Source organism: Saccharopolyspora antiqui, from assembly GCF_052246905.1.
Lineage (GTDB): Bacteria > Actinomycetota > Actinomycetes > Mycobacteriales > Pseudonocardiaceae > Saccharopolyspora.
On sequence record NZ_JBQQBO010000017.1, the window covers coordinates 145397 to 158865 of the forward strand.

12 protein-coding genes are annotated in these 13469 nt (G+C 69.1%); 4 read left to right on the forward strand and 8 right to left on the reverse strand.

Features of this window, described 5'->3' with window-relative positions; all coding sequences use genetic code 11:
• Positions 1 to 432: 432 nt before the first annotated feature.
• The 3 genes from corA to ACTWQN_RS25345 all read left to right on the forward strand — a co-directional run bounded on the left by corA (position 433) and on the right by ACTWQN_RS25345 (position 2638).
• A complete protein-coding gene (gene corA / locus ACTWQN_RS25335; protein ID WP_443206053.1) occupies positions 433 to 1512 on the forward strand; it encodes a magnesium/cobalt transporter CorA in 1080 nt (359 codons plus the stop codon).
• A 143-nt stretch (positions 1513 to 1655) separates the two neighbouring features.
• The gene (locus ACTWQN_RS25340; protein WP_443206054.1) at positions 1656 to 1847 is read left to right on the forward strand and encodes a hypothetical protein; all 192 of its coding nucleotides are present in this window, start codon (positions 1656 to 1658) and stop codon (positions 1845 to 1847) included.
• A 311-nt stretch (positions 1848 to 2158) separates the two neighbouring features.
• Positions 2159 to 2638 carry a CAP domain-containing protein gene (locus ACTWQN_RS25345; RefSeq protein ID WP_443206055.1) on the forward strand — a complete coding sequence of 160 codons (480 nt, stop codon included), beginning with the start codon at positions 2159 to 2161 and terminating at the stop codon, positions 2636 to 2638.
• A gap of 171 nt (positions 2639 to 2809) precedes the next feature.
• On the opposite strand, the gene ACTWQN_RS25350 is transcribed toward ACTWQN_RS25345, so the two are convergent.
• From ACTWQN_RS25350 to ACTWQN_RS25375, 6 genes are all read right to left on the reverse strand, one after another.
• The gene (locus ACTWQN_RS25350; RefSeq protein ID WP_443206056.1) at positions 2810 to 3982 is read right to left on the reverse strand and encodes an ABC transporter ATP-binding protein; all 1173 of its coding nucleotides are present in this window, start codon (positions 3980 to 3982) and stop codon (positions 2810 to 2812) included.
• 5 nt (positions 3983 to 3987) lie between these two features.
• Positions 3988 to 4833, reverse strand: coding sequence for a carbohydrate ABC transporter permease (locus ACTWQN_RS25355; RefSeq protein ID WP_443206057.1), 846 nt, complete (start codon positions 4831 to 4833; stop codon positions 3988 to 3990).
• Entirely contained in the window at positions 4833 to 5786 is a 954-nt protein-coding gene (locus ACTWQN_RS25360; RefSeq protein WP_443206098.1) for a carbohydrate ABC transporter permease, read from the reverse strand. Before ACTWQN_RS25360 ends, ACTWQN_RS25355 begins: the two co-directional genes overlap by 1 nt.
• Positions 5786 to 6997 carry an ABC transporter substrate-binding protein gene (locus tag ACTWQN_RS25365; protein WP_443206099.1) on the reverse strand — a complete coding sequence of 404 codons (1212 nt, stop codon included), beginning with the start codon at positions 6995 to 6997 and terminating at the stop codon, positions 5786 to 5788. The genes ACTWQN_RS25360 and ACTWQN_RS25365 overlap by 1 nt, the downstream gene beginning before the upstream one ends.
• 293 nt (positions 6998 to 7290) lie before the next feature.
• Entirely contained in the window at positions 7291 to 7812 is a 522-nt protein-coding gene (locus ACTWQN_RS25370) for a YflT domain-containing protein (protein WP_443206058.1), read from the reverse strand.
• Between the two features lie 219 nt (positions 7813 to 8031).
• On the reverse strand, positions 8032 to 8169 hold the full coding sequence (locus tag ACTWQN_RS25375; protein ID WP_443206059.1) for a hypothetical protein: 138 nt from the start codon (positions 8167 to 8169) through the stop codon (positions 8032 to 8034).
• A gap of 297 nt (positions 8170 to 8466) precedes the next feature.
• Here ACTWQN_RS25375 and ACTWQN_RS25380 point away from each other — a divergent pair, with 297 nt between their 5' ends.
• A complete protein-coding gene (locus ACTWQN_RS25380) occupies positions 8467 to 8670 on the forward strand; it encodes a respiratory nitrate reductase subunit gamma (protein WP_443206060.1) in 204 nt (67 codons plus the stop codon).
• Between the two features lie 24 nt (positions 8671 to 8694).
• Here ACTWQN_RS25380 and ACTWQN_RS25385 read toward each other — a convergent pair whose 3' ends face one another.
• Both ACTWQN_RS25385 and ACTWQN_RS25390 read right to left on the reverse strand, forming a co-directional pair.
• The gene (locus ACTWQN_RS25385; protein WP_443206061.1) at positions 8695 to 12204 is read right to left on the reverse strand and encodes a patatin-like protein; all 3510 of its coding nucleotides are present in this window, start codon (positions 12202 to 12204) and stop codon (positions 8695 to 8697) included.
• Positions 12205 to 12331: 127 nt separating this feature from the next.
• The gene (locus tag ACTWQN_RS25390) at positions 12332 to 13288 is read right to left on the reverse strand and encodes an HpcH/HpaI aldolase/citrate lyase family protein (protein WP_443206062.1); all 957 of its coding nucleotides are present in this window, start codon (positions 13286 to 13288) and stop codon (positions 12332 to 12334) included.
• Between the last annotated feature and the right edge of the window lie 181 nt (positions 13289 to 13469).

A 13469-nucleotide genomic window follows, 5' to 3' on the forward strand; every position in this document is an offset into this window, starting at 1 on the left:
CGGGTTACCTGCCAACACCCCGATCGGCAGAGTCCGTTGAGCCGAACGCGAATCCGGACCTGATTCGCCCATCCGGCCCAATTCGCCCCGCCATGCAGCACCGTTCATGCCCGATTGTGACGTTGGATGCCCACCGTTGCCAACGACGTACCCAGCCGGAGTAGCATGTCGGGTTGGCTGACTCAAGGACCACCGCAGCGGTGGATGACCTCCGGGAGGTGAGGGATCGTGGGCAATAGTGCCGATAGTGCGCTTCCGTGCAGTACCAACCGCATCCCCGCCGGGAAGGTCAGCCGCTAGGCGCCGCACCGCAGCCCCTCGGGGCCCTGGCCGGGATGCGAGAAGCGAAGGGAATCCGCTCAGCGCCACTTCGCGCAGCATCCCCCGGACCGTCCATCGCCGGGGCACTGCGCCCGGACCCTGGAGGTCGCCGTGCCCAACCTGCCCTCACTCGGCCTGCGCAACCGCAACGGTCGCGGCTCGCAGCCGGTCGCCCGCACCGCCGCGCCGCTGTCCGCGTACGTCGTCGACTGCGCGATCTACGTCGACGGCCACCGGCTGGACGGCTCCTGGAACCACGTCGACGCCATCGAAGAGGTCCGGCGGCGGGGTTCCGGCTTCGTCTGGATCGGCCTGCACGAGCCCACCGAGGAACAGATCAACGGCATCGCCGACACCTTCGGCCTGCACGAGCTGGCCGTCGAGGATGCCGTGCACGCGCACCAGCGCCCGAAGCTGGAGCGCTACCAGAACACGTTGTTCATGGTGCTCAAGACGGTCCGCTACGTGGCGACCGAGACGCGTTCGGCGACCAGCGAGATCGTCGACACCGGCGAGCTGATGGTGTTCCTCGGGCGCGATTTCGTCATCACGGTGCGGCACGGCAAGCACGCGGGACTGGGCGATTTGCGCGGCCAACTGGAGGCCGATCCCGAACAGCTCGCGCTGGGGCCATCGGCGGTGCTGCACGGGGTCGCCGATCACGTGGTGGACACCTACCTGGACGTCACCGAGGCGATCCAGGACGACATCGACGAGATCGAGGCCGAGGTCTTCGAGCCGCGTACCAAGGTCGACGCCGAGCAGATCTACCTGATGAAGCGGGAAGTCATGGAGCTGCGGCGGGCAGTGCTGCCGCTGACCAAGCCGATGCAGCGGCTGGCCGAGGGCTACACCCCGATGGTGGCCGACGAGGTGCGCTCCTACTTCCGCAACGTGGAGGACCACCTGGCCAAGGTCTCCGAAATGGTCGGGGCCTTCGACGAACTGCTGACCACGCTGGTGGACGCCACGCTGGCCAAGATCACGCTGCAGCAGAACACCGACATGCGCAAGATCTCCGCGTGGGTCGCGATCATCTCGACGCCGACCATGATCGCCGGGATCTACGGCATGAACTTCGACCTGATGCCGGAACTGCACTGGAGTTTCGGCTATCCGGTGACCCTCGTGGTGATGCTCATCGCCTGCATCACCCTGTTCAAGACCTTCCGGCGGAACAAGTGGCTGTGACCGCGCGGTGTAACGATTTCCCGGCCGTCGGCGATATGCCGTGCGGGGTTGCTTCGCGCCGGGCCGTTCGCCGGGCGCCGTTCCACCTGGGATTGACCACCGCCCGTCCTAATCGGGCGATGCGAGCGCGTGAGGGGGTTGTCATGCATCGGCTGCTGCAGCACCAAGGGCGGGACCGGCATCGGCTCCTCACCGATCCGGTTCTGCTGCGGCGGAATCCCGTGACCCGTCGGGAGATCGCCGAGCAGTTGTTCCGGCACACTGCGTGGGTGCAGCGAAAACCTGGCGCGATGTGGGACGCGGTTCCCGTCGCGCCGCGCGCCGCTGCGCGCTGACGCCTGCCGGGAGCACCGCTGGCCACATCGTGAACACGAATCTCTTGCAGATCCTCGTCTTCACGTTGGGAGGCAACGCCATGACCCGCTTGGTCAACAGCAAGCTCACCGTTCTGCTGGCGCTGATCATGGGGTGGATCCTCACCCTTTTCGTGCTGATCGCCAACCAGCTCTGACCGCGAACAGCCCTGCCGTCCACTGTGGCCTGAATCGGCACGCATGGGCGGTAGCCGGATCCAGCGACAACACCGCGCAGTTCCGCAGCGGCGCCGCTATAACTGCCGCAGCCGAATCGGCGGAGGTGGTCACGGATGTCGCTGGGCGGACGGGTGTGGTGCTTCGCGGTCCTCTTGCTGCTGGCGCAACTCGGCGCTGGGCCGCCGCTGCTGGCGGCTCAGCGGCCTTCGCCGGAGCAGCAGATCCTCGAACTGACCAATGCCGCGCGCGCCCGCGCGGGCTGCCCGGCGCTGCGCCTGAACCCGGACCTGAACCGGGCGGCTGCCGAGCACAGCGCGGACATGGCACACCGGAACTTCTTCGCGCACACCGGAAGCGACGGCCGGGCACCGTCGGCCCGCACCCGCTCGGCGGGCTACCCCGGTAGCTACATCGGCGAGAACATCGCCGCCGGAAACCCGACCGCGGATGGCACCTTTGGACAGTGGATGCGCACCGCCGCGCACCGCAGCAACGTCCTCAACTGCGCCTTCACCGACCTCGGCGTCGGCCACGCCGTCGTCGACCGCAGCCACTACCGCCACTACTGGACCCAAGAACTCGGCCGACTCTGACTTCCTGTCCTTGAACTCGCTTTGCTTCGCGGTGTGCCAGTGGCGAGAGTGGGCCAAGCGGCTGCGCCGCTTCAAAAACCGCCGCGCTGAGCCGAGAATTTACCATCTGATGTGGTGATGGGCACCCGTGGCCGAGCCTCGGGTGCCCATCGTTGGCGTTGGAAACCCGTGTCAGGTGAGGGTTTCGCCGGTGGTCGGGTTGAACAGGTGGATCTTGTCCGGGTCGAACCAGACCGTGAGGGGCTGGTTCTCGCGGGCCGACGATTCGACCGAGAGGCGGGTGACCACCTGGCCCTCGTCGGTGGGCACTTCCGAACTGCCGCTGTCGGCGGCCAGTTCGTCAAGTTCCGCCGTGCTCGCCCGTCCACCGTGGAGGGTGAAGTAGACGTACTTGTCGGAGCCCATTTCTTCCACGACATCCACCTCGGCGGTGAAGGTCGCACCCGCGGTGCGGGCCGTGTCGTCCAGCAGCGCCGCGTCTTCGAAGTGCTCCGGCCGGATGCCCAGCACCAGCTCCCGCGGTGCGTCCGCGGACTCCAGCGCACCGCGGACCCGGTCGCTCAGCGGCACGTCGCCGAGCGCGCTGCGCAGCACACCGTCGGTCAGCTCGACCGGCACGAAGTTCATCGCGGGTGAACCGATGAAACCCGCGACGAACAGGTTCGCCGGGTGTTCGTAGAGGTTCTGCGGGGCGCCGACCTGCTGCACCACCCCGCCGCGCAGCACCACGACGCGGTCGCCGAGGGTCATCGCCTCGGTCTGGTCGTGCGTGACGTAGACCGTCGTGGTGCCCAGCCGCTTCTGCAGCTTCGACACCGAGGTCCGCATCTGCACCCGCAGCTTGGCGTCCAGGTTGGACAGCGGTTCGTCCATCAGGAACGCCTTCGGGCTGCGCACGATCGCCCGCCCCATCGCGACCCGCTGCCGCTGCCCGCCGGAGAGGTTGGCCGGTTTGCGGTCCAGGTGCGGGGTGAGGTCGAGGATCTTGGCAGCCTCCTCGACCTTCTCCTTGACCGTCGACGAATCGACTTTGGCCAGCCGCAGCGGGAAGGCCATGTTCTCGAACACCGTCATGTGCGGGTACAGCGCGTAGGACTGGAACACCATGGCGATGTCGCGGTCCTTCGGTGCGCGCTCGTTCATCCGTTCCCCGCCGATGCGCAGTTCGCCGCCGCTGATGTCCTCCAGCCCGGCGATCATGTTCAGCGTGGTGGACTTGCCGCAGCCGGACGGGCCGACCAGGATCACGAACTCACCGTCCGCGATCTCCAGATTCACCTCGTTGACCGCCAGCGCCCCATCGGGATAGCGCTTGGTCACCTTGTCCAGCACGATCTCGGCCACTTCGGTTACCCCTTCACTGCGCCGGAGGTCAGTCCGGACACGATGCGTCGCTGGAAGAACAGCACGAACAGGATGATCGGAATGGTGATCACCACCGCGGCCGCGGAGATCGACCCCGTCGGGTCCTCGAACTGCGAGTCACCGGTGAAGAACTGCAGCGCCACCGGCACGGTGCGGGAGTTCTCCGTCGAGGTCAGCGAGATCGCGAACAGGAAGTCGTTCCAGCAGAAGATGAACACCAGGATGGCGGTGGTGAACACACCCGGCGCGGCCAGCGGCGCGATCACCTTCGCGAAGGCCTGGCCGGGGGTGGCACCGTCCATCTTGGCCGCCTTCTCCAGCTCCCACGGAATCTCCCGGAAGAACGCCGACAGCGTGTAGATGGCCAGCGGCAGCGAGAAGGTGATGTACGGCAGGATCAGACCCGGCCAGGTGTCGAACAGGCCCAGCGCCCGCTCGATCTCGAACAACGGTGACACCAGCGATACCTGCGGGAACATCGCGATCAGCAGCGACGCCCCGACCAGCAACCGCTTGCCGGGGAACTCCAGCCGGGCGATCGCGTAGGCGGCCATGGTGCCCAGCACCACGGCGATCGCGGTGGCGATCAGCGCGATGCCGATCGAATTCAGCAGCGCTCGGGTGAACTCGGTGGTCTGGAAGATCGCCGAGTAGTTCTCCAGCGTCCACTCGCGCGGGATGAGGTTGCCGTCCGAGAGCGTGTCCGGGCTCTTGAACGACAACGACAGGATCCACAGCACCGGCAGCAGCGCGTAGACCAAGACGACGATGTTGAGCACCGTCCACTTGGCTTTCCGCGCGGGGGTCTCGGCCCCGCCCACGCCCGCCATCAACGCCTCCCCTTGTCGTCACTACCGGGCGCGGCCGTGCCGAAGAGCTTGACGAAGATCCACGCGATCAGCGCGACCGCGATGAAGATCAGCACGGACATTGTCGAGCCGATGCCCAGGTTCAGACCCTTGATCAGGTTGTTGTAGGCGAGCACCGACACCGACGAGGTGTCCTGCGCGCCCGAGGTGAGCACCACGATGTTGTCGAAGACCCGGAACGCGTCGAGGGTGCGGAACAACAGCGCCACCAGGATGGCCGGTTTCATCACCGGCAACATCACCTTCAGGAACCGCTGCCACGGCCCGGCCCCGTCCATCGCCGCCGCCTTCAGCAGGTCGTCGGGCACCAGGGCCAGCCCAGCCATCAGCAGCAGCGCCATGAACGGCGTGGTCTTCCAGATCTCGGCCAGGATCACGATCGCCAGCGCGCTGGCGTGCTCGGTCAGCGGTGCGCCGTCCGGGGTGATCGCGTTGGCCAGGTAGCCGGTGTCGGGTGTCCAGGCGTAGCGCCAGCTGAACGCCGCGACGACGGTGACGATCCCGTACGGGATCAGGCTGACGGTGCGCACCAGACCGCGGCCGACCAGTGCTCGGTGCATCACCAGCGCCAAGCCCATGCCGAGCGCGAACTCGATCGCCACCGAGACCACGGTGACCAGCACGGTCACCCAGAACGCGTTCCACCAGTAGCCGTTGGTCAGCACCGTGACGTAGTTGTCGAGCCCGACGAATTCGCGCTGTTCCGGGTACTTCAGGTCGAACCGCTGGAACGACAGCCACAGCGCGTAGAGGATCGGCCAACCGGTGACGGCGATCATCACCAGCGCAGCCGGGGCGCACAGCAGCCAGCCGAGCCTGCGTTCGGCCCTCTTGCCCTCGCTGAGCTCCGGCGCCGACGGCTGGGGATCGTCGGTCGCCCCGCCGACCGGCGGGGCGTCCTTGGCCTGCACCATCACGGCATCACTCCCTTGGAGTCCAAGGCGTTCTGCACCTCGGTGCGCATCCGGTCTGCGGTCGGCTGCGGGTCGATCGCCGCGATCGGGGAGAGCATGTTGGACAGCACCGTGGAGACGTTCTGCGCGGCGGGGGTCACGGGTCGCACACCCGGATCCTTCAGGGCCTCCAGGATGGTCTCCCGCATCGGGTACTCGGCGGCCACTTCGGGATCCGCGTATACGGACTCGATGGTCGGCGGCACGCCGTCGTTGATGGCGGAGAACTTCTGGCTGGCCGGGTTGCGCAGGCACTTGGCCGCCTCGAATGCCAGGTCCGGTTTGGTCGAGTAGTTGCTGATCGCGAAGTTCGCGCCGCCGATGGTGGACTTGCTCGGCACGCCCGGCTGCAGGCCGGGCAGCCGCGCCCAGTCGACGTTGCGGGCCAGGTCGGGCTTGTTCTCCAGCATCGACGGGTAGACGAACGGCCAGTTCAGCTCGAACGCGGACTGCCCGGTCTCGAACTCCTGCCGGGCGTCGTCCTCCTTGGCGTTGTTCATCGACGGGCTGGTGACACCCGCCGTACCGAGGTCCCGCAGCGCCTGCAACGCCCGCACCGCACCCGCGTCGACCACCGCGCGCTTGCCGTCATCGGCGATGACCTGCCCGCCCGCCGACTGCACGAGGGTGTTGAAGTGCACGTAAATGCCCTCGTACTGCGCGCCGGTGAGCGAGATCCAGTGCGGCTTGCCCTCCTGCTTGAGCCGCTGGGCGGTCGAAATCATCTCGTCCCAGGTCTCCGGCGGGTCGGGCACCAGGTCCTTGCGGTACCAGAGCAACTGCACGTTGGTGTTCTTCGGTGCGGCGAAGAGCTTGCCCTCCCAGGTGGCCGTCTCAAGCGGTCCCTGCAGGGTGCCGCGCTCGACGTCGGCCTTGTTCTCCCCGGTCCACTCCCGGATCCAGTTCGCCTCCGCGAACTCGCCGGTCCACGTGACGTCCAGGTAGAGGATGTCCATCCCGCTGTCCCCGGCGGCCAACCGGCGCACCATCTGTTCGCGCTGGCCGTCGGCGTCGCGGGGCAGCTTGTGGTAGACGATCTGGTAACGCCCGCCCGACTCGGTGTTGCAACGGTCGACGTTGCTCTGCAGGTTCTCCTCTGGCGCGCTGTACAGGTTCACGGTGTTCGCACCGGAGGCCGGTGCACAGGCGGCAAGCGCGGACGCGCACACCATTGATGCGCTCAGCACGGCCGCCAGACGAGTGCGGCGAACTCCCACGATCGGTCCTCCCAGTTGCCGGTCGCAGCACGACAAGCACTGGGTGCCCACGCTTCGTCGCCTGCCACCACCGGCCAGCAAGCCGGTGGTGGCAAGTTAGGCCTCTTGATCAGTCCAGGCAAGGGCGATCGGTCCCTTGTTGCCAATACGTGAAAGTCGGCAAAACCGGACACCGCGAAGTTGCGCCGAAGGCCACACCCCACTGAGCTGATCGCCACAGAGGGCACTTGCTCGAAGCGCGCGGGACGCTACTGGGTCGAGGGTGGGCGCATGGCTAGTTTGGCGAGGAGGTCTCGGCCTTGTTCGGCGTGCCGGGGTTGGGCCAGCACGTCGTAGCGGCCCGCGACCAGTTGGCTGGCCGAGGAGAAGTCCCGGCGACCGCGGGTGGAGGCGTAGCCGACGGCGGCGAAGACCAGGCCGAACACGATGCCCGCGCCCAAGCCGACCAGCACCGGGCCGATCCACGAGCCCTGGGGCGTGAACATGCCCAAGATCAGGCCGACGAACAGACCGAACCACGCGCCGGAAGCCGCTCCACCGCCCAGCACCCGGCCCCAGGTAAGCCGTCCGGTGACCCGCTCGACGAGCATCAGGTCGACGCCGACGATGGTCACCTCCTGGACCGGGAAGTCGCTGTCCGCGAGGTGGTCGACCGCGCGCTGCGCCTCTTCGTACTTGCCGTAGGAACCGATCGGCCAGCCGCTCGGCGGGGTGGGCAGGTTCGGCGTGCCCGGCGTCGGCCGACCGGAGCCGGTGAACGGATTGGACACCGCTGACACCTCCATAGAACGTGCTGCCACGGGCGGGACCGGACGGACCGGGCGAGCCCGATTCCGGTGTAATGTCCCCTACCCCATCAGGCTACCCCGAGGGGTGCCCGCAGAGATCATGTCGGTCGGTTCGCAACCACGCATCCGCACCCCCGCATTTTCACGCGGATGCCTCTTGGTGGATGACTGCGAAGGTCAACGCCGCGCAGCCCAGTGCGGCTAGCGCGAGTAGCGCGAAGCGACCAGGGCGAACACCGCGCCCGCGCCCGCCCCGAGCACGGCGGCCAGGCCGAGGAAGGCGATCGTGCCGAGCAGGATCAGCGGCAGCTCGAAGGCCGCCAGCACGGCGAACAGCACCGCGAGCGAGCACAGCGCGCGAGCACGTCGGCCGGGTCGCTGAGCAGGGTCCAGGACAGCACCGCCACCGCGACCAGCGCCAACGACACGATCACGAACGGCGTGACCGGCCCGAACGCGCTGGCCAGCGGCAGCGTCGAGAAAGACGCGATCGCCGTGCCACCGGTGCCGATGCTGGACCACCCGGTCTTCGCAGCTCTACGAGTCGCGGTTGCTGCGGTTCGCCAGTCCGCTGTGCCACTTCGGACTGCTGGTGGTGATCGTCGGGTATGTGATCGGGCTGCTGGTGCCGGAGTCGTGGACCGCCGCACTGTGGTGGGGATGCTGCTGTTCGCGCTGTTCCGGTTCACCCGGCTGGTGCACGCCTTCAGCGGTTTCGCGTCGGTGCGCTACCTCTTCCGGCCCTACATCGTCTACCGCAGCCGCGCGGCGACCCGCACCCGCCAAGGCTGGGAACCGGTCGGCAGGCACGACTCGCCGCGCCCAGCCCGCAAGCGCTGACCCGAGCGTCGAAGCCGGTGAAGCTCACTTCCTGGCGAGATCGGTTTCCGCTCTGGGACGTGGGGCGAGGACGTCAACCGTGCCGAGCAGGATCATGTGGGCATACGCGGCGAGTGCGGTGGCCAGGACGATCCAGCCTCCGCCGCTCCAGCCGTTCGGCTCGCACAACCACAGCACCCCGCCGAACACCAGCAGCGTCAGGACCACCGCGCCCACCCGGGCGATCGGCCGGTAGGCGACCGTCGCGGGCCAGGTCAACAGCCCGGCGACCAGCGCGAGGCCCAGCGGGCCGAGGCGGAATCCGGTGGTGAACAGCCAGAATTCGGCCGCGAGCAGCACCAGCGCGACGAACACCGCGGGCAGCCAGCGCGCCAGGCCACGGCCGAGGCGGTGCGTCAGCCTGCGGCCGGACCAGACCGCGAAGACGACCGCGAACAGCATCGCCAGCAGCACGCCGGGACCGAAGGACGCCCCCGAGAAGTCGGCCACCACCAACCAGTCGCCCGGCCGTCCGCCGGGCGTGCGGATTTCCGCGGTCGAAATCGCGCACAGCACGACCTCATGAGGACCGGATTCCGGGCACAACCCCGCGGCGACCAAAGGCGCTTCATGCCCGGGGACGGGCTCGCCCTCGGAGCCGCTGAGCGAGTCGTAGTACGGGTCGCCGAGACCGGCGTAGTGCTGCTCGCCGGACAGGAACTGCGTACCCGGCATCGGTGCGCTGAGACCGACACCGGTGAACGCCACCGCGCTCGCCGCCAGCAAACCCAGCAACGCCGCGCGGCGCGGTGCGGCCACCGCGAACAGGACCACCATCAGCAGCGGCTTGATCAGCGTCATCGCCCGCCGCCCGAGCCAGGGCAGCACACCGCGCCCGGACGGGCGCAGCGCGCGGTAGGCCAACAGCCCGAAGCGGGTGCCCATCGACAGCGTGCGCTGCTCACCGAGGTCGGCGAACCGCTGGCGGCCGACGTCGTAGCGCTGCACCGCATCCGCCAACTGCGCCGGGGCGGGCGTCGGCGGCTCGCCACCACCGCGCGGGTCCGCGCCCGCGGACACCGCCCCGACGAACGGGATCTCCTCGGCCGCGATCGTCCACTGCAGACGCTCGGTGAGCAGCCTGCGGGTCTCGGTCAGCAGGTGCTCGTCGGTCGGATCGGCGAACAACGCGTCGAGTTCGGCGCGCACCTCCCCGGCGTGCCGCGCCCACACCTCGGCCAGGAAGCCCCGCCACCGCTTGGCCTGCTCCTCGTCGAGTTCGCCGAGTTCCGCTCTCGTGGGACGGCTGACGATGGCCTGCAACGCGTCGCCGAGCTCCTCCGAACCGCCGTGCCGCCGCACCAACCGGACCGGGTCGACGAGCAGGCCGACCAGTCCGGCGGCGGCGTCCAGCCGTCCCCACATCCAGTCGTTGGCCCGCCACTTCGCGGACAGGAACGCGCCGAAGCTGCCCAGGTCCAGGCCGCGGATCTTGTCCTCGATGCGAGGCGGCACGTTCTTCCCGGTCCGCAGCGCGGCGAACGGCAGCGGGCTGTGTTCATCGCTGACCACCCGCAGCAGGTTGATCCGCGAGCCCGGTGCCCGACCGACGTCCAACGGCGCGGTGAGCACCAGCAGCTGCCGCAACGTGTCCGGACGCCACTGGCTTCGTTCCAGCAGCGCGTAGCCGATCTGCTGGGGCTCGTCGGTGCGTTCGCGCGGCGGAGCCGCCGCGGCCAGCCGGTCGGTGACCCGGTGCAGCACCGCCCGTGCCTCGGCCACCGCGTCCAGCCCGGCCGCGTCGGGAGCCGCGTCCGCGCCCGAGGATTCCACAATGGACTCCAGTTCGCGGGCGAACTCGGCGAGCTCCCGCTGGAAACCCGCGCCGTCCTCCACGGCGCGCAGCACCGCGCCCAGCAGCGGTTGGATCGGGGACGGCAGCCGATGCTGCAACCGGACGCGACGGCGCAGCACGCGCTGCACCCACTCGTCGAGCTCGGCGGTCTCGACGATCGGTTCCAGTTTCGCGCCGTTGATCCAGTACCGGTCGGCGTGCCCGGCCAGCACCTCGGCGAAGCCGCGCAGCCGGTACAGCACCGACTTGCAGCGCCCGATCTCGCGGGTCTGCGCCGCCCAGCGTTCGATGTCCCATGCCCAGCCCAAGCACTCCTGCACCGCGGTGAGCAGGCCGCGCGCATCGTCGAAAACCCGCGTGGTGGCCTCGCGGCCCAGCCCGTCGGAGAGCCGCTGCGCGAGCTGCGTCCGAGCTTGCGCCGACCACTGCGCGAGCGGATCGCCGATCACCGGTGGCAGCAGCTTGCCGTCCTCGGTGCCCGCGGGCTCGGTGAGCAGCCGGTGCGCCGCCTGGGCGTCCAGTTCCGCTCGCACCACCGCGTTGTCGGGCTCGACCGCCTCGGCCAACTGCGCCAGCACCCTGGCGCGCTGGTCGACGGGTGCGGCGCGCAACGGGGCGAACAATGCCTTCCGGCGCAAGGCGATCCGCTCCACCACCCGGTTGTGCTCGTCCAGCGCATCGATGTCGGCGAGCAGCGATTCCTGGGACAGCCGAGCCCGCAGCGCGGTCGCGGTGACCGGCACCGCCCGCGCCGGTTCGCGGCGCCCGCCGCGCGAGGCGGCGGGATCCGGGTTCAGGTACAGCAGCCACCGCTGGGTCGGGCGGTCCGCCGGAGCCGCCGAGATCGCCCGGATCGCCGCCGCCACCGGAATGTTGTCCAGCACACCTCCGTCGATGACCCGAAACGGCAACCGCTTCGAGTCGGCGACCGTCTCGGAGAACAACCCCGCCATGTTCGGCTCGCCCGCTGGCGGCTCGCCGAGCGAGGAGTACACCCGCGCGGGCTCGAAGGCGAACGGGAACGACGACGTCGAGCGGGCGGCGTGGGCCAGCCGGAGCACGGTGGCGGCGAAGTCCTCGCCCGCACCGAAGTCCGACATCGGGTCACCGGCGCGGCCCTGGTGCTGGAACCGGAACGACGCCGTGCGGCGCTCCTGCAGCATCGGCCCGGAACGGGCGTCGAAGTGCTGCTCGACGACCGGGTCCAGCAGCGTGGCGGTCAGCAGCAGATCGGTGCGGTTGCCCGGGTGGTCAACGGCGGCGGGCACGTTGTCGGTGATGACCTTGGCGAGCTCGGCGCGGAAGTAGCGGTCGCCCTCCAGCAGTGACGGCGGGCTGTGCTGCCAGAACTTGGGCACCGGCCGGGACATCGCTTCCGCATCGGCCAACCGCACCCACATCCGGCGCATCCGGTCGAAGGGCATCCCGTACACCAGCGTCGCCGAAAGCAGCGTCGCGTTCAGGCCACCGGCCGACGCCCCGGCCAGCACGTCGACCGCGACGGCGTCGTAACCGGACAGCTTCGCCAACGCCGCCCACGGATGGGTTCCTGGCGAATCCCCGGAGTCCGCGACCGCTTCGCGCAACCGGTTGATCTCGGCGACCGCGCCGCCGATCCACACCGCCATGCTCGCGCCGCCGCGCATCGCCAGCGCCAAGCGCAGTTCCTGCTCGTTCTCCGCTCCTGCCGCAGTGGCCACCTCGGAGCCCGCCCTCTCGCTCGACGCCTGCGGATCTTCCGAAACCTACCGCGCGAGACCGCCGCGGTGAGCGGCTATTCCGGTACGAACCGGATACCTGATGCCGGGGATCAGCCCGCGCACTCCGCTAATCCTGCGGTGCGGTCCAGCGATCGGTGCGGGTCATGCCCGCCGCGCGGCCCTTGCCCGCGATCACCAGCGCCATCTTGCGGGACGCCTCGTCGATCATCTCGTCGCCGAGCATCGCCGCGCCGCGCTTGCCACCGGCCGCCGAGGTGTGCCACTGGTAGGCGTCCAGGATGTTCTCGGCGTGGTCGTAGTCGGCCTGCCGCGGCGAGAAGATCTCGTTGACCGCCGCCACCTGCGCCGGGTGCAGCACCCACTTCCCGTCGAAGCCCAGCGCCGCCGACCGGCCACCCACCCGCCGCAGCCCGTCGACGTCCTTGATCTGCAGGTACGGCCCGTCGATCGCCTGCACCCCGGCCGCGCGGGCGGCGGTCAGGATGCGCATCAGGATGTAGTGGTAGGCATCGCCGACGTCGTAGCCCGGCGGCTGGTCGCCCACCACCAGCGACCGCATGTTGATGGAGGCCATGAAGTCGGCGGGCCCGTAGACCAGCGTCACCACCCGCGGCGAGGCGCTCGCGATCGCGTCCACCTCGACCAGGCCGCGGGCGTCCTCGATCTGCGGCTCGATGCCGATCCGGCCGATCTCCAGCCCGACCGCCCGCTCGATCTGGGTCAGCGTCATGTCCAGCCAGCGCACGTGGTCCGGGGTGCTGACCTTCGGCAGGATGATCGTGTCGAGCTCGGCACCGGCGCGCTCCACCACGGTCACCACGTCTCGGTAGGTCCACTCGGTGTCCAGCGCGTTGACCCGCACCGAGCGGATCTTGCCGCCCCAGCCGCCCTCGTTCAGCGCGCCGACGATCCGGTCCCGCGCCTCGGCCTTGGCCAACGGCGCCACCGCGTCTTCGAGATCCAGGAAGAACTGGTCGGCGGCCAGCCCGCGCGCCTTGTCGATCATCTTCGCACTGGACCCAGGTACCGCCAAGCAGCTGCGCCGGGCACGTCGACCGTCCACCTCGTCCTCCTCCAACCACCGAACCTGCTGCGTGTGTACCACCACCCCGTTCAGGTGATGAGTGAAGGGCACCTTCGACCGAGTAAGCCGGTCAAAGGTGCCCTTCACTCGGTTCCCGTCACCCTGGGGTGCCGCCGGAGCGCGGTTGGGGCGGAGGTGGTTGGGGGCTCATCGTTCCCGT